The 15,404-nt window shown below is 69.6% G+C and carries 19 protein-coding genes; 4 read left to right on the top strand and 15 right to left on the bottom strand.

The annotated features are described in order from the left end of the window. Positions 1–84: 84 nt before the first annotated feature. Entirely contained in the window at positions 85–1,932 is a 1,848-nt protein-coding gene (locus ABZ939_RS24325; RefSeq protein ID WP_361858903.1) for an endonuclease/exonuclease/phosphatase family protein, read from the top strand. 9 nt (positions 1,933–1,941) lie between these two features. Here ABZ939_RS24325 and ABZ939_RS24330 read toward each other — a convergent pair whose 3' ends face one another. Continuing rightward, positions 1,942–2,658 carry an antibiotic biosynthesis monooxygenase gene (locus ABZ939_RS24330; RefSeq protein WP_361858906.1) on the bottom strand — a complete coding sequence of 239 codons (717 nt, stop codon included), beginning with the start codon at positions 2,656–2,658 and terminating at the stop codon, positions 1,942–1,944. Between the two features lie 82 nt (positions 2,659–2,740). Here ABZ939_RS24330 and ABZ939_RS24335 point away from each other — a divergent pair, with 82 nt between their 5' ends. Next, on the top strand, positions 2,741–3,217 hold the full coding sequence (locus ABZ939_RS24335) for a GNAT family N-acetyltransferase (RefSeq protein ID WP_361858909.1): 477 nt from the start codon (positions 2,741–2,743) through the stop codon (positions 3,215–3,217). On the opposite strand, the gene ABZ939_RS24340 is transcribed toward ABZ939_RS24335, so the two are convergent. Next, on the bottom strand, positions 3,214–3,954 hold the full coding sequence (locus ABZ939_RS24340; protein WP_361858912.1) for a glucose 1-dehydrogenase: 741 nt from the start codon (positions 3,952–3,954) through the stop codon (positions 3,214–3,216). The two genes, ABZ939_RS24335 and ABZ939_RS24340, sit on opposite strands and share 4 nt — an antisense overlap. 131 nt (positions 3,955–4,085) lie before the next feature. Between ABZ939_RS24340 and dapA the strand changes: the two genes are divergently transcribed. Beyond that, positions 4,086–4,964 carry a 4-hydroxy-tetrahydrodipicolinate synthase gene (gene dapA, locus ABZ939_RS24345; RefSeq protein ID WP_361858915.1) on the top strand — a complete coding sequence of 293 codons (879 nt, stop codon included), beginning with the start codon at positions 4,086–4,088 and terminating at the stop codon, positions 4,962–4,964. Here the strand turns inward: dapA and ABZ939_RS24350 are convergent. From ABZ939_RS24350 to ABZ939_RS24365, 4 genes are all read right to left on the bottom strand, one after another. After that, positions 4,949–5,167: a hypothetical protein gene (locus ABZ939_RS24350; protein WP_361592687.1), complete on the bottom strand. Its 219-nt coding sequence runs from the start codon at positions 5,165–5,167 to the stop codon at positions 4,949–4,951. The two genes, dapA and ABZ939_RS24350, sit on opposite strands and share 16 nt — an antisense overlap. 76 nt (positions 5,168–5,243) lie before the next feature. Continuing rightward, positions 5,244–6,227: a 2,3,4,5-tetrahydropyridine-2,6-dicarboxylate N-succinyltransferase gene (gene dapD / locus ABZ939_RS24355; protein WP_361858918.1), complete on the bottom strand. Its 984-nt coding sequence runs from the start codon at positions 6,225–6,227 to the stop codon at positions 5,244–5,246. A gap of 104 nt (positions 6,228–6,331) precedes the next feature. Next, complete coding sequence (locus tag ABZ939_RS24360; protein WP_361858921.1) at positions 6,332–6,880, bottom strand: TetR family transcriptional regulator; 549 nt, start codon at positions 6,878–6,880, stop codon at positions 6,332–6,334. Further along, positions 6,880–7,200 carry a multidrug efflux SMR transporter gene (locus ABZ939_RS24365; protein WP_361858924.1) on the bottom strand — a complete coding sequence of 107 codons (321 nt, stop codon included), beginning with the start codon at positions 7,198–7,200 and terminating at the stop codon, positions 6,880–6,882. Before ABZ939_RS24365 ends, ABZ939_RS24360 begins: the two co-directional genes overlap by 1 nt. Before the next feature lie 62 nt (positions 7,201–7,262). Here ABZ939_RS24365 and ABZ939_RS24370 point away from each other — a divergent pair, with 62 nt between their 5' ends. Continuing rightward, a complete protein-coding gene (locus tag ABZ939_RS24370) occupies positions 7,263–8,327 on the top strand; it encodes an oxidoreductase (RefSeq protein ID WP_361858927.1) in 1,065 nt (354 codons plus the stop codon). Here ABZ939_RS24370 and ABZ939_RS24375 read toward each other — a convergent pair. The 9 genes from ABZ939_RS24375 to ABZ939_RS24415 all read right to left on the bottom strand — a co-directional run bounded on the left by ABZ939_RS24375 (position 8,317) and on the right by ABZ939_RS24415 (position 15,301). Then, on the bottom strand, positions 8,317–8,682 hold the full coding sequence (locus ABZ939_RS24375; protein ID WP_361858930.1) for a VOC family protein: 366 nt from the start codon (positions 8,680–8,682) through the stop codon (positions 8,317–8,319). The two genes, ABZ939_RS24370 and ABZ939_RS24375, sit on opposite strands and share 11 nt — an antisense overlap. 48 nt (positions 8,683–8,730) lie before the next feature. Beyond that, positions 8,731–9,069 (bottom strand): metal-sulfur cluster assembly factor, encoded by a 339-nt coding sequence (locus ABZ939_RS24380; protein ID WP_361858933.1) that lies wholly within the window; start codon positions 9,067–9,069, stop codon positions 8,731–8,733. Then, entirely contained in the window at positions 9,066–9,527 is a 462-nt protein-coding gene (sufU, locus tag ABZ939_RS24385; protein WP_017238621.1) for a Fe-S cluster assembly sulfur transfer protein SufU, read from the bottom strand. The genes ABZ939_RS24380 and sufU overlap by 4 nt, the downstream gene beginning before the upstream one ends. 8 nt (positions 9,528–9,535) lie before the next feature. Further along, a complete protein-coding gene (locus tag ABZ939_RS24390; protein ID WP_361858936.1) occupies positions 9,536–10,804 on the bottom strand; it encodes a cysteine desulfurase in 1,269 nt (422 codons plus the stop codon). Further along, positions 10,801–11,568, bottom strand: coding sequence for a Fe-S cluster assembly ATPase SufC (gene sufC / locus ABZ939_RS24395; RefSeq protein ID WP_137990104.1), 768 nt, complete (start codon positions 11,566–11,568; stop codon positions 10,801–10,803). The genes ABZ939_RS24390 and sufC overlap by 4 nt, the downstream gene beginning before the upstream one ends. A gap of 7 nt (positions 11,569–11,575) precedes the next feature. Further along, positions 11,576–11,893 (bottom strand): bifunctional 3-phenylpropionate/cinnamic acid dioxygenase ferredoxin subunit, encoded by a 318-nt coding sequence (locus ABZ939_RS24400; protein WP_361858939.1) that lies wholly within the window; start codon positions 11,891–11,893, stop codon positions 11,576–11,578. Further along, positions 11,893–13,074, bottom strand: a complete 1,182-nt coding sequence (gene sufD, locus ABZ939_RS24405) for a Fe-S cluster assembly protein SufD (protein WP_361858942.1) — start codon at positions 13,072–13,074, stop codon at positions 11,893–11,895. Before sufD ends, ABZ939_RS24400 begins: the two co-directional genes overlap by 1 nt. A gap of 86 nt (positions 13,075–13,160) precedes the next feature. Beyond that, the gene (sufB, locus tag ABZ939_RS24410; RefSeq protein ID WP_361858944.1) at positions 13,161–14,576 is read right to left on the bottom strand and encodes a Fe-S cluster assembly protein SufB; all 1,416 of its coding nucleotides are present in this window, start codon (positions 14,574–14,576) and stop codon (positions 13,161–13,163) included. Further along, entirely contained in the window at positions 14,573–15,301 is a 729-nt protein-coding gene (locus ABZ939_RS24415; protein WP_361858947.1) for a metalloregulator ArsR/SmtB family transcription factor, read from the bottom strand. The genes sufB and ABZ939_RS24415 overlap by 4 nt, the downstream gene beginning before the upstream one ends. Positions 15,302–15,404 lie beyond the last annotated feature (103 nt).

Raw genomic sequence — 15,404 nt, forward strand, 5'->3', positions numbered from 1 at the left:
CCCTTGACAAGTGCCCCTTCCAGCCAAGAGATTGACGCGCGTAGATTCATCGACCGATTCTCCAAGCGCCTCCGGAGCTCCTTGATGCCTTCCTCCATACCGAGAACCGCGGCTGTGGCCGCCGTCGTAGCGGCCGCGCTCGCGGCCGGACTCCTCGCGGGCTCGTCCGCCTCGGCGGAGACCGCAGCCGACACCGTGGCCGGCGTCCGTGTCCACGACATCCAGGGCACCACCCGTGTCTCGCCCCTCGTCGGCCAGCAGGTCACCGGCGTCACGGGCATCGTGACCGGTGTCCGGACGTACGGCTCGCGCGGATTCTGGATCCAGGACCCGCAGGCCGACGACAACCCGGCCACCAGCGAGGGCCTGTTCGTCTTCACGAGTTCCGTGCCGACCGTCGCCGTCGGTGACGCGGTCAGCGTGAACGGCACCGTCGGCGAGTACGTCCCCGGCGGCCTGAACTCCGGCAACCAGTCGCTGACGCAGCTCTCCAAGCCCACCGTGACGGTGGTCTCGAAGGGCAACCCGGTCCCGGCCCCGGTGACGATCTCGGCCTGGTCCGTCCCCGACGCGTACGCCCCCGAGGGCGACCCGGCGGCCGGCGGCTCGATCAACGGCCTCCAGCTGGACCCGGAGTCGTACGCCCTGGACTACTACGAGTCGCTGGAGGGCACCAACGTCCGCGTCGGCACCTCGCGCGTCGTGGGCGCCACCGACCCGTACAGCGAGCTGTGGGTGACGGTGAAGCCCTGGGAGAACCGCTCCTGGCGCGGCGGCACGGTCTACGGCTCGTACACCTCGCAGAACACCGGCCGGCTCCAGATCCAGTCGCTGACCCCGATCGCACAGCAGCCGTTCCCCAAGGCGAACGTCGGCGACGTGCTCTCCGGCACGACCGAGGGCCCGCTGGACTTCAACCAGTTCGGCGGTTACACGCTGACGGCGCGCACCCTGGGCACGGTCGTCGACCGCGGCCTGGAGCGCGAGTCCACGGACAAGCAGCACAAGAACGAGCTGGCGGTCGCGACGTACAACGTCGAGAACCTCGACCCGTCCGACCCGCAGGAGAAGTTCGACGCGCTGGCCGCGGCCGTGGTGGACAACCTCGCCTCGCCCGACATCCTCGCCCTGGAGGAGATCCAGGACAACAACGGCGCCAAGAACGACGGTACGGTCGCGGCCGACCAGACCCTGAAGAAGTTCACCGACGCCATCGTGGCCGCCGGCGGCCCGGCGTACGAGTGGCGCTCGGTCGACCCGGCGAACAACAAGGACGGCGGTGAGCCCGGCGGCAACATCCGCCAGGTCTTCCTCTTCAACCCGGAGCGGGTCTCCTTCACCGACCGCGCGGGCGGCGACGCTGCCGCCGCGACGGGCGTGGTGCGCGGCGAGGACGGCGGGGCGGCGCTGACGCTCTCCCCCGGCCGGATCGAGCCGGCGAACACGGCCTGGGAGAACAGCCGCAAGCCGCTGGCGGGCGAGTTCACCTTCCGCGGCCGGACGGTCTTCGTGATCGCCAACCACTTCGGTTCCAAGGGCGGTGACGAGTCCCTGGTCTCGCACCACCAGCCGCCGAACCGTTCCTCCGAGGCCAAGCGCCTCCTCCAGGCGCAGGCCGTCAACGCCTTCGTCAAGGACGTCCTCGCGATCGAGAAGAACGCCGACGTCCTGGTCCTCGGCGACATCAACGACTTCGAGTTCTCGGAGACGACGCGGGCGCTGACGGACGGCGGGGCGCTCTACCCGGCGGTGAAGTCGCTGCCGCGCAGCGAGCGCTACTCGTACGTCTTCCAGGGCAACAGCCAGGTTCTCGACCAGATCCTGACCAGCCCCGGAATCCGTCACTTCGAGTACGACAGCGTTCACATCAACGCCGAGTTCGCGGACCAGAACAGCGACCACGACCCGCAGGTCCTGCGCTTCCGCCCGTAGTCCCGCTCGCTACACGCCCGCGCTGAGACTCAGCGCGGGCGTGTACCGCCTCACCCCGCCGCCCGTCACCCCCGGGTGGTTCTGCACCTTCGCCCACTGGGGCGTCGCGGAGCCGATCCCGGCCCCCGGCTGGGCGAGCGCCTCGATGTGGGCCTGCTCGCTCTCCCACTCGGCGTAGTTGAGGACCTTGGTGCCGTCGACGCCGACGTGGAAGTGCCCCGAGATCCCACCGGGCGCGGGGTTCGGGTCGGTCGCCAGCGCCTCGAAGACCCCGTCCACCCAGGCGCGCTGCCGGCCGGCGTCCGGCCCGTCGAACTCGACGTCGACGATCACGACACAACCGGGGATCCTGTCGGCGCTCTCCTCGCCGGGCGCGGTGGACCGGTAGAGCGTGTACCGGTCGAGCCCGACCCGCTCGATCCCGGGCACCGCCGCGTCGATCTCGGCGTTGCGGTCGTCCCGCAGCCGGTCGACGTAGTCCCGGTAGGCCTCTTCACCCGTCCACTGCGAGTAGTGGAGCAGGGTGTCGCCGTCGGTGCCGAGGTACACCGAGTAGGAGAGCAGTCCGACATCCGGCCAGTCCCGGCTCCCCCACACCTTGGCGATCGCGTCGACGGCCGCCCGCTGCCGCTCGGGCGTGCCGACCCGCCACGTACTGGCCAGGACGAGCCCGACGCCGGACCGCCTGAGGTCGGGGCGGGCATCGGGCTGGGAAACGGCGTTCATGACGGAACCCCCTGTCGTTCGGATGGCTCCACCCTCGGACATCAAGTGCGCTTGAGGTCAAGCCCGTGCGAGACTCCGCACCGTGATCCTTCGCCCCGCCACCCGCGCCGAGCTCCCCGCCGTCCTCGCCCTCCTCGCCGACGAGGACAAGGTCGTGGACCCCGCCTCGGTCGTCGTCACCTCGGCGTACGAGCGGGCCTTCGCGGACATCGAGAGCGATGCCCGCAACGAGATGCTGGTGCTCGTGGACGGGGACCTGGTGGTCGGCTGTCTGCAGGCGACGTACATCCCGGGTCTGGGCAAGGGCGGGGCCGAGCGGGCCCTGATCGAGGCGGTGCGGATCCGGGCGGACCGGCGCGGCGGCGGGCTCGGCCGGGAGCTGATGGCGCGGGCGGTGGCGCGGGCGCGCGCCCGCGGCTGCGCGCTCGTCCAGTTGACCAGCAACAAGCAGCGGACCGAGGCCCACCGCTTCTACGCCTCGCTGGGCTTCGCACGCAGCCACGACGGGTTCAAGCTCGCGCTCCAGGGGCCCGGCCAGGATCGGCCGGACGCCCCCTAGCCGAGAAGGTGACCTCCGCCGTCGACGAGCAGGACCTCGCCGGTGATGTACGAGGCGTTGGTCAGGTCGAAGACGGCCCCGGCGATGTCCTCCGGCCGCCCCACCCGCCGCATCGGCACCGCGCCCGCCACATGGGCCTTGGCCTCGTCCGCGCCCTCGACCCCGTCGAACCAGGGGGTGTCGACGAAGCCCGGTGCGACCGCGTTGACCCGGACGTCCGGGCCGAGGGTCTTGGCGAGCAGCTTGGTCATGTGGTTGACGGCCGCCTTGGAGACGGCGTACGGGATGGAGCTGCCGCCGGGGCGGACGCCGGCCTGCGAGGAGATGTTCACGACGCAGCCCGCCCCGTTGGCGCGCAGGTGGGGGACGGCGGCGGTGATGGTCTGCCAGACCCCGATGACGTTGACGTCGTAGAGATGGCGCCAGACGTCGGGCGAGGCCGCGTCGAGGTCGTCGTGCGGGATGAACCGGGTGGTGCCCGCGCAGTTGACGAGGATGTCGAGCCGGCCGTACGCCTTCACGGCGGCGGCGACGAGCCCGGCGGCCTGGGTCTGGTCGGAGACGTCGGCCTGTACGTAGACGGCGTCCGGCAGTTCGGCGGCGAGAGCCTTCCCCGCCTCCACCGACCGCGCGGAGTTGACCACGACCCGGATCCCCGCGCCGGCGAGGCGGCGGGCGACGGCGGCGCCGATGCCCGAGGACGAGCCGGTGACCAGGGCGACACGTTGTTCGCTCATGCTGTTCTCTCTCCATGTCCTCCTGTCGCGCAGGGAGATCATGCCAGAGACCCACTCTTCAGAGCTGCTTACCTCTCACCCCAAGCAGAACTAAGTGGACCTTCACCGTCAACTCCGCGCAGACTTCCCTGATGAGCACTGAACGCCCCTTCGGCCGGGCCCTCTGCGCGATGATCACCCCCTTCACCGCCTCCGGAGAGCTGGATCTCGACGTCGCCCGCGAGCACGCCGCCCATCTGGTGTCCGAAGGCTGCGACGGTCTCGTCCTCAACGGCACCACCGGCGAGTCCCCCACCACCACGGACGCCGAGAAGGCCGCCCTCATCGAGGCGGTCCGCGAGGCCGTCGGCCCGGGCCCCTCGGTCCTCGCGGGCGTCGGCACCTCCGACACCCGGCATACGGTCGAGCTGGCCCGGCAGGCCGAGAAGGCGGGTGCCGACGGTCTCCTGGTCGTCACGCCGTACTACAGCCGGCCCCCGCAGGCCGCCGTCGAGGCGCACTTCCTCAAGGTCGCGGACGCGACCGGTCTGCCCGTGATGCTGTACGACATCCCCGGCCGCACCGGCACCCGGATCGAGCCGGAGACGATGCTGCGGCTCGCCGCGCACCCGAGGATCGTCGCGGTCAAGGACTGCTCCTACGACCTGCTCGGCTCCGCCAAGGTGATCGCCCGCACCTCGCTCGCGTACTACTCCGGCAGCGAGGAACTGAACCTGCCCCTGTACGCGGTGGGCGGCGCCGGCTTCGTCAGTACGGTGGCCAATGTGGCGCCCCGTCAGATGCGGGCCGTCCTCGACGCCTTCGACGCGGGGGACACGGCCGGGGCGGCCCGGCTCAACGCGCGCACCCTGCCGCTCTCCGAGCTGATGATGGCCTCCGGTCTGCCGGGCACGGTGACGGCGAAGGCGCTCCTCGGCGACTTCGTACGGGAACCGCTGCAGCCCGCCGACCTGGAGACGGTCGACGGGCTGCGGGCGGCGTACGAGGATCTGGTTCAGTCGAACACGTAGGTGGTGCCGAAGAGCGCCGCGTGTTCGAGGACGTCCTCCAGCGGGTCGTCGATCTGACCGGTGTGGAGGGTGAGGCTCGGGCCGTTCGAGACGTACGGACCGTTGTGCGTCCGGGTGTGCGTCTCGTCCGCGGAGGCGGCCGCGGCCGGCAGGAGCACCGCTGCCACAGTCAGCGCTCCGACGATGGTGGGCCTCGTCCTCATGTCGACTCCTCCACTTGTCTGCTCGTGTGACTCAACGTCAGTCCGTTAACGCAGCGTCACACGAGCAGGTCACGGCTCAGTTGTGGCTGTGGAGGATCTCGTTCAGTCCGCCCCACACCGCGTTGTTCGGGCGGGCCTCGACGGCACCGGTCACCGAGTTGCGACGGAAGAGGATGTTGTCGCCCCCGGAGAGGTCGCGGGCCTTGACGATCTCACCGTCCGGCATCGTGACGCGCGTACCGGCGGTGACGTACAGACCGGCCTCGACGACGCACTCGTCGCCGAGCGCGATGCCGACGCCCGCCTCGGCGCCGATGAGGCAGCGCTCGCCGATGGAGATGATCACGTTGCCGCCACCGGAGAGGGTGCCCATGGTGGAGGCGCCGCCGCCGATGTCGGAGCCGTCGCCGACGACGACGCCGGCGGAGATGCGGCCCTCGACCATCGAGGTGCCGAGGGTGCCGGCGTTGAAGTTGACGAAGCCCTCGTGCATGACGGTGGTGCCGGCGGCGAGGTGCGCGCCGAGCCGGACGCGGTCGGCGTCGGCGATCCGGACCCCGGCGGGGACGACGTAGTCGGTCATCCGCGGGAACTTGTCGATCGAGGTCACCTGGAGGTGCAGGCCCTCGGCGCGCGCGTTGAGGCGCACCTTCTCGATGTCGTCGACGGCGACCGGGCCGAGCGAGGTCCAGGCCACGTTGGCGAGCAGGCCGAAGACGCCGTCGAGGCTCTGGCCGTGCGGCTTGACCAGCCGGTGGCTGAGCAGGTGCAGGCGCAGGTACGCGTCGTGGGCGTCGAGCGGCTTGTCGTCGAGCGAGGAGATGACGGTGCGGACGGCGACCACCTCGACGCCACGGCGGGCGTCCACGCCGAGGGCCTTGGCGGCGCCCTCACCGAGGGCGTTGACGGCGGCGTCGGGGGTGAGCCGCTCGGTTCCGGCGGGCCCGGGCGTGTCGGTCAGCTCGGGGGCGGGGAACCAGGTGTCGAGAACGGTGCCGTCACCGGCGATGGTGGCGAGGCCGGCGGCGACGGCGCCGGTGGTGCGAGGAGCAGTGGTCATGCGGAAAACCTAACGTTCGGGCCCCCGCGCGGGCCAACCGGTCTCAGGTGTCGGTCGAGCCGCCTGGCGGAACCGACGAGGCCGCGGGCCCGCCTCTTGGCGGTTCAGCCCGGCAGGAGGCGCGCGAGCATCGCGCGCGCGTACTCCTCGTCGTACGTCCCGTCCGTGAGCAGGACCTGGAGGCAGATGCCGTCCATCAGGGCGACCAGGGCGCGGGCGGTGACCGGGTCCGTCCGCCGGGACAGCGCCTCGGCGACGGCGTCCGTCCACTCCGCGGCGACCGGCCGCAGCGCGGGGCGGCGCAGGGCGGCGAGGTAGAGCTCGTACTCCAGCTCCACCCCGGTCCGCTCGCGGCCGATCCACTCCCCCATGAGCCGGGCGAGCTCCGCCGCGAGGTCGGACCCGGGGTCGGCGAGCGCGCCGCTCTCGCGGAGCTCCCGCCCGAACCCCTCGTTGGCCTGGCGGAGCGCGGCGACGAGCAGTTCGTCGAGGGAGGCGAAGTGGTACGTCGTGGAGCCGAGCGGGACGTCGGCCTCCGCTGCGACCGTGCGGTGGCTCAGCCCGGCGATGCCCCGGGCGCCGACCACGCGCAGTGCGGCGTCGACGATCCGCTGCCGCCGCTCGGGGTCGTGGCGGCGGGGCCGGGCGGCCATCAGTGCGCTCCGCCCATGTTGAGCACGAGGACGCCCGCGATGATCAGGAGCACCCCGGCGACCTTGGCGACGCTGAGTGCCTCGTTCATGAAGAGGATGCCGATGACGGCGACGGCCGCGGTGCCCACGCCGGACCAGATGGCGTACGCGGTGCCGACCTGGAGGGTCTTGAGCGCCTGCGCGAGCAGCGCGAAGGCGATCACATAGCCCGTGGCCGTGACGATCGACGGCAAGGTCTTCGAGAAGCCCTCGCTGTACTTCATGGAGATCGTGGCGACGATCTCCGCGGTGATGGCTCCCGCCAGCAGCCCGTATCCCATGCGTACGAGTGTACACAGCGATATGTACGGTCGTACACAACGGCTCCGGCTACGGTGTGCGCATGACATATGCCTCGGGGCCGTACGGCTACGGCTACGCTCCCCCGCCACCACCTCCGAAGCCCGGCGTGATACCCCTGGCGCCGCTTGGTCTCAGCCAGATCCTGACCGGCGCCTTCGCCACCATCGGCCGCTACTGGAAGCAGCTGCTCGGCGTCACCGCCGCCGCCTACGGCGCGGCGTTGCTGCTGGTCGCGGCGGCCTTCGGCATCGCGTACGCCGCGGTCGCCGACCATCTGCCCGGGGTCTTCGACCTGCCGAGGGGTCAGGAACCCAGCTGGGAGGACGGCCGGCCGCTGCTGATCGCCTTCGGCTGTGTCTGGCTGATCGCCACGGTCGGGATGCTCGTCGCGAGCGCCGTCGTGTACGCGGCGTGCCCCGCCGTCCTTCAGGAGGCGGTCCTCGGCCGCCGCACGACCTTCGGCACGGTCTGGCGCCGCGCCTGGTCGCGGATGCCGGCCGTGATGGGCACGGTCTTCCTGACGCTGCTGCTGACCGTACCGGTCCCGCTCACCGTGTTCGTGGCGGCGTTCGCCGGTCTCTTCGTGGCCCTCGAGGGGTCGGGCCCGGTGGCTTGGGTGTTCCTGTCGTTCGGGGGCGCCGTACTGGCCACCCTGCTGACCGTCCCGCTCGCCGCGTGGCTCTGGGTGAAGTTCAGCCTGGCGGCGCCGGCGGCGGTGTTCGAGGGCCGGGGGGCCATGGCCTCGATGCGCCGCTCCAGCCGACTGGTCCAGGGCTCCTGGTGGCGGATCTTCGGTGCGCTGCTGGTCGCGGGCATCATGTCCGCGTTCGCGAACTGGCTGATCCAGCAGGTCCTCAGCCTGCTGCTCTCGTTCCCCGCCTCGGTCACGGAGCCGACCGGCGCGGACTCCGCGGGCGAGGTGCTGATCGCCTACGTACCGCTTCTCGTCATCGCCGTCATCGGCTCGATGGTGGCGCAGGCCCTCTGCTCGGTCTTCCCGCCCCTGGTCACCGGTCTCGTCTACGTCGACCAGCGCATCCGCAAGGAGAACCTCGCCCCGGCCCTCGCCGAGGCGGCGGCCGAGGCGCCCCCGTTCAGTCGGTGAGGGACCGCTTCGGACGCAGCACGCAGAACTCGTTCCCCTCGGGGTCGGCGAGGACGACCCAGGTCACGTCCTCGCCCTGCCCCACATCGGCCGGCCGGGCCCCGAGACCGATGATCCTGGCGACCTCCGCGTCCTGATCGTCGGGCGAGAGATCGAGGTGGAGCCGGTTCTTGAGGGTCTTGGACTCGGGAACGGTGAGGAACACGATCCCCGGCAGCGCGTCCGCGCCGGAGCCGATGACGATCTCCTCCTCGTCCTCGTAGAGCACCTTCCAGTCGAGCACCTGCGTCCAGAACTCGGCCTGGCGCTTGGCGTCGTGGACATCGATCGCGATCTGGTACAGAGAAACGGCCATGCCCGCCAGTCTGCCTGGCGGGCATGGCCGTTCGTGAGCAAGAAACGGTCAGACGTTGAAACCGAGCGCGCGCAGCTGCTCGCGGCCGTCGTCCGTGATCTTGTCCGGACCCCACGGGGGCATCCAGACCCAGTTGATCTTCAGCTCGCTGGCGATGCCGTCGGTGGCGGTCTTCGCCTGGTCCTCGATCACATCGGTCAGCGGACAGGCCGCCGACGTCAGGGTCATGTCCAGCGTGACGACGTTGGAGTCGTCGATGTGGATGCCGTAGATCAGACCGAGGTTGACCACGTCGATACCCAGCTCGGGGTCGACGACGTCGTACAGCGCCTCGCGGATCTCTTCCTCGGAGGCCGGCTTCATCGTGGCCTCGGCGTTCTCGGTCATGCCGACTTCCTCTCCGCGTCGCCCAGAGCCTGGGCCGTCGCGTCCTTCCACGCCATCCAGCTGAGCAGCGCGCACTTCACCCGGGCCGGGTACTTGGAGACACCCGCGAACGCGACCGCGTCCTCCAGGATCTCCTCCATCGCGTCGTCCGGCTCGATCTGACCCTTGGACTGCATCAGCTCCAGGAACGTGCCCTGGATCTTCTGCGCCTCGGCCAGCTCCTTGCCGACGAGCAGCTCGTTCAGGACCGAGGCCGAAGCCTGGCTGATCGAGCAGCCCTGACCCTCGTACGAGACGTCCTCGATGCGCGAGCCGTCGTACTTCACGCGGAGCGTGATCTCGTCGCCGCACGTCGGGTTGACGTGGTGCACCTCGGCGTCGCCGTCCCGAAGACCGCGCCCGTGCGGGTGCTTGTAGTGGTCCAGGATGACGTCCTGGTACATCGAATCCAGCTTCACGAGATCCCCTAGCCGAAGAAGTTCCGTACGTGCTCCAGACCCTCGACCAGGGCGTCGACCTCGGCCGGGGTGGAGTACAGATAGAACGACGCCCGCGTGGTCGCAGGAATTCCGTACCGCAGGCAGACCGGCCGCGCGCAGTGGTGGCCGACCCGGACCGCGATGCCCTGCTCGTCGAGCACCTGGCCCACGTCGTGCGGGTGGATGTCGCCGAGCACGAAGGAGATCGCCGCGCCGCGGTCCTCGGCCGTGGTGGGGCCGATGATCCGCAGGTCCGGTACCTCCTGGAGGCGGCGGACGGCGTACTCGGTGATCGCGTGCTCGTGGCGCGCGATGTTCTCCATGCCGATCGCCGACAGGTAGTCCACGGCCGCGCCGAGGCCGACGGCCTGGGCGATCGGGGGCGTACCCGCCTCGAACTTGTGCGGGGCCGGCGCGTACGTCGAGGAGTGCATCGAGACGGTCTCGATCATCTCGCCGCCGCCGAGGAACGGAGGCAGGTCCTCCAGGAGCTCCTGCCGTCCCCACAGCACGCCGATACCGGTCGGGCCGACCATCTTGTGGCCGGTGAAGGCCACGAAGTCGGCCTGCAGCGCCTGCACGTCCAGCACCATGTGCGGGGCCGCCTGCGAGGCGTCGATGCAGACCAGCGCACCGACCTCCTGCGCACGCCGGACGATCGTCTCGACCGGGTTGATCGTGCCCAGCAGGTTCGAGACCAGCGTGAACGAGACGATCTTGGTCTTCTCGGTGATGACCTCTTCGATGTTCGAGAGGTCGAGACGGCCGTCGTCGGTGAGGCCGAACCACTTCAGCTTCGCGCCGGTGCGCTGCGAGAGCAGCTGCCACGGCACGATGTTGGAGTGGTGCTCCATCTCCGTGATGGCGATCTCGGTCTCGTGGTCCACGCGGTAGGGCTCGTCGGCCCAGCCCAGCATGTTGGCCACGAGGTTGAGCGACTCGGAGGCGTTCTTGGTGAAGATCACCTCGTCGCGGCTCGGCGCGTTGATGAAGGCCGCGACCTTGTCACGGGCGCCCTCGTACAGCGCCGTCGCCTCCTCGGCGACCGTGTAGACGCCGCGGTGGACATTGGCGTTGTGGCGCTCGTAGTAGGTGTTGAGCGCGTCGAGCACCTGGCGCGGCTTCTGCGAGGTCGCCGCCGAGTCCAGGTACACGATCTTCTTGCCGTCGTGGACCACGCGATCCAGGAGCGGGAAGTCCTTGCGGATCGCCTCGGTGTCGAGGAGGCCGGAGAGCCCCTGATGGGCAGATGTCACGCGGATACGCCACCCTTCGTGCTGTAGGCCTCGTAGCCCTCGTTCTCCAGCTTGTCGGCGAGCTCGGCGCCGCCGGACTCGACGATGCGGCCCTCGGAGAAGACGTGAACGAAGTCGGGCTTGATGTAGCGGAGAATCCGCGTGTAGTGCGTGATCAGCAGGGTGCCGACCTCACCGGTCTCGCGGACACGGTTGACGCCCTCGGAGACGATACGGAGCGCGTCGACGTCGAGGCCGGAGTCGGTCTCGTCGAGGATCGCGATCTTCGGCTTGAGGAGCTCCAGCTGGAGGATCTCGTGGCGCTTCTTCTCACCGCCGGAGAAGCCCTCGTTGACGTTGCGCTCGGCGAAGGCCGGGTCCATCTGGAGCTTCTCCATGGCCTCCTTGACCTCCTTCACCCAGGTACGCAGCTTGGGGGCCTCGCCGCGGACGGCCGTGGCGGAGGTGCGCAGGAAGTTGGAGACCGAGACGCCGGGGACCTCGACCGGGTACTGCATGGCCAGGAAGACGCCGGCGCGGGCGCGCTCGTCGACCGACATCTCCAGGACGTCCTCGCCGTCCAGGGTCACGGTGCCACCGGTGATCGTGTACTTCGGGTGGCCGGCGAGGGAGTACGCCAGGGTCGACTTGCCGGAGCCGTTGGGGCCCATGATGGCGTGGGTCTCGCCCTGCTTCACGGTCAGGTCGACGCCCTTGAGGATCTCCCGGGGGCCGTTCTCGGCCTCGACGGAGACGTGCAGGTCGCGGATTTCAAGCGTTGCCATGGGTGACTCAGGACTCCTGGGTGACGGAGACGAGCACATCGTCCCCTTCGATCTTTACGGGGTATACGGGGACGGGGCGCGTCGCGGGAAGGCCGGACGGCTTGCCGGTGCGGAGGTCGAAGCTGGAGCCGTGCAGCCAGCACTCGATGGAGCAGTCCTCGACCTCGCCCTCCGAGAGGGAGACGTTGGCGTGCGAGCAGATGTCGTTGATCGCGAACACCTCACCGTCGGTGTGCACGACCGACACCGCCGTGCCGTCGACCTCGACCCGCTTCGGGGTGTCGGCCTCCAGCTCGCTCAGCGCGCAGACTCGGACGAAGGCCATCAGACGGAAGCCTCCAGCTCGGCCTCGATCTTGGCGATGAGGCGCTCCTCGACGTCCGGCAGACCGATCTGCTGGACCAACTCGGCGAAGAAGCCGCGCACGACGAGACGGCGGGCCTCCTTCTCCGGGATGCCGCGGGCCATCAGGTAGAAGAGCTGCTCGTCGTCGAAGCGTCCGGTGGCCGAGGCGTGACCGGCGCCGGCGATCTCGCCGGTCTCGATCTCCAGGTTCGGTACGGAGTCGACCCGGGCGCCGTCCGTCAGGACCAGGTTCCGGTTGAGCTCGTAGGTGTCCGTGCCCTCGGCCTTGGCCTGGATGAGGACGTCTCCGATCCAGACGGCGTGGGCGTCCTGGCCCTGCAGCGCACCCTTGTAGGCCACGTTGGACTTGCAGTGCGGCGTGTTGTGGTCGACCAGGAGGCGGTGCTCCTGGTGCTGGCCGGCATCGGTGAAGTACAGGCCGAAGAGCTCGGCCTCGCCGCCCGGGCCCGCGTACTGCACGCGCGGGTGGACGCGGACGACGTCGCCGCCGAAGGTGACCACGACCGACTTGAAGGAGGCGTCACGGCCGACCAGCGCGTTGTGCTGGGCGACGTGGACGGCCTTCTCGTCCCAGTCCTGGACGGAGACGACGGTGAGCTTGGCGCCGTCGCCGAGGAGGTACTCGACGTTGGCGGCGAGCACCGCGTCGCCGGTGTGGTCGATGACCACGACGGCCTCGGCGAACGCGCCGAGCTCGATCACCTGGTGACCGAAGGCGACCCCGCCCTGGCCGTGGACGGCGATACGGATGGGCTCGTCGAGGACGGCCTCCTTGGCGACGGTGACGACCGAGGCCTTCTCGAAGGAGGAGTACGCCTGGGCGGCGACGCGGTCGACGGGCATGCCGGCCTTGCCGAGTCGCGCGTCGTCACGGCCGACGGTCTCCACGGTGACGCCCTCGGGGGCTTCGATCTCGACCTTGACGCCCTCGCCGGACGCGACGGCGGTGCCGTCGTGCAGACCGCGCAGGCGCTCCAGCGGCGTGAACCGCCACTCCTCCTCGCGACCGTGCGGGACGGGGAAGTCCGCGACGTCGAAGGACGGGGGCGCGCTCATGCGCGTGGCGACGGTGGACTCGGCGGCCACCGCGATCGAGCCGGCGGTGGTGGAGCCCGCCGGGATGTTCTGAGCCTCAGCCATGGCTGTCGTCTTGCTCTCTTCCTACGTTTCGATCCTCGGCCCGCCGCTGGGGGCGGGCCGCTAGCTGGTGGTGGAGCGTCGGTGCGTCAGCCGACGGCCCCTTCCATCTGCAGCTCGATCAGCCGGTTCAGCTCGAGCGCGTACTCCATCGGGAGCTCCTTGGCGATCGGCTCGACGAAGCCGCGCACGATCATCGCCATCGCCTCGAACTCGGTCAGACCGCGACTCATCAGGTAGAAGAGCTGGTCCTCGGAGACCTTGGAGACGGTGGCCTCGTGCCCCATGGAGACGTCGTCCTCGCGGACGTCGACGTAGGGGTACGTGTCCGAGCGGGAGATCGTGTCGACGAGCAGAGCGTCGCAGAGCACGTTCGACTTGGCACCCGGAGCACCCTCGCCGATCTCGATGAGACCGCGGTAGGAGGTGCGGCCGCCGCCTCGCGCCACCGACTTGGAGACGATGTTGGAGGAGGTGTTCGGGGCCATGTGGACCATCTTGGCGCCGGCGTCCTGGTGCTGGCCCTCGCCCGCGAAGGCGATGGAGAGGGTCTCGCCCTTGGCGTGCTCGCCCATCAGGTAGACGGCCGGGTACTTCATGGTGACCTTGGAGCCGATGTTGCCGTCGACCCACTCCATGGTCGCGCCCTCGTAGGCCACGGCGCGCTTGGTGACCAGGTTGTAGACGTTGTTCGACCAGTTCTGGATCGTCGTGTAGCGGCAGCGGCCGCCCTTCTTCACGATGATCTCGACGACCGCGGAGTGCAGCGAGTCGGAGGAGTAGATCGGGGCGGTGCAGCCCTCGACGTAGTGGACGTAGGCGTCCTCGTCGACGATGATCAGCGTCCGCTCGAACTGACCCATGTTCTCCGTGTTGATACGGAAGTAGGCCTGCAGCGGGATCTCGACGTGCACGCCCTTCGGCACGTAGATGAACGATCCGCCGGACCACACGGCCGTGTTCAGCGAGGCGAACTTGTTGTCGCCGACCGGGATGACCGTGCCGAAGTACTCGCGGAAGAGCTCCTCGTGCTCCTTCAGCGCGGTGTCGGTGTCGACGAAGATGACACCCTGCTCCTCCAGGTCCTCACGGATCTGGTGGTAGACGACCTCGGACTCGTACTGGGCCGCGACACCGGCGACGAGGCGCTGCTTCTCCGCCTCCGGGATGCCGAGCTTGTCGTACGTGTTCTTGATGTCCTCGGGCAGTTCCTCCCAGGAAGCGGCCTGCTTCTCGGTGGAGCGCACGAAGTACTTGATGTTGTCGAAGTCGATGCCCGACAGGTCGGAGCCCCAGCTCGGCATGGGCTTCTTGTCGAAGAGGCGCAGACCCTTCAGCCGCAGCTTCAGCATCCACTCGGGCTCGTTCTTCTTGGCGGAGATGTCGCGGACGACATCCTCGTTCAGACCGCGCTTGGCGGCGGAGCCGGCCGCGTCGGAGTCGGCCCAGCCGTACTCGTACCGACCCAGGCCCTCGAGCTCGGGGTGGCTGATCTCGGTGGTCATGCGGGGTTCCTCCCGGCCGTGCTTGCGGATGCTTCTGATGGGGTGGTCTGTGGGGCGCTGTGCGGGATGAACGTGGTGCAGACGCCGTCACCATGCGCGATGGTGGCCAGACGCTGGACGTGCGTTCCCAAGAGGCGGGAGAAGATTTCCGTCTCCGCCTCGCACAGCTGGGGGTACTGCTCGGCGACGTGGGCGACCGGGCAGTGGTGTTGGCAGAGCTGCTCGCCGACCGGCGCGTTCCGCGCAGTGGCAGCGTACCCGTCGGCGCTCAGCGCCTTGGCAAGCGCCTCCGTGCGCTGGTCGGGGTCCGCCGACTCGACGGCCTCGCGGTACGCCTCCGCCTGGTGCTCGAGGCGGTCGCGGGCGAAGGCCGCGACGGCGGCCTCTCCGCCTGCGTTCTGCTCGATCCAGCGCAGGGCGTCGACGGCCAGCGAGTCGTACGACTGGTCGAAGGCGTCCCGGCCGCAGTCGGTCAACGCGAAGACCTTGGCGGGGCGACCGCGGGTACGGGCGCCGTACACGCGCTTCTCGCGGGCTTCGACGACATTGTCGGCGACGAGCGAGTCGAGATGGCGACGGACGGCCGCCTGGGTGAGGCGGAGTCGCTGCGCGAGATCGGCGACCGTCGACGGTCCGTGATCCAGGATGGACCGCGCGACCCGGTTGCGCGTGGATCGCTCACCGGTCGCGAGTTCCTCCACAGGAGCCGCGTCGACGTTTTTCACAACGCCATTGTTGCGTAATTCCTTCGGGAGTGACAAGCGACGTCGAAACCGGAAGCGGTGCCGTGCATCACTCAGGTAAGGCTTACCTGACCTGCGGAAATGA

The sequence above is a fragment of the Streptomyces sp. NPDC046712 genome, assembly GCF_040645695.1.
Taxonomy (GTDB): Bacteria; Actinomycetota; Actinomycetes; order Streptomycetales; family Streptomycetaceae; genus Streptomyces.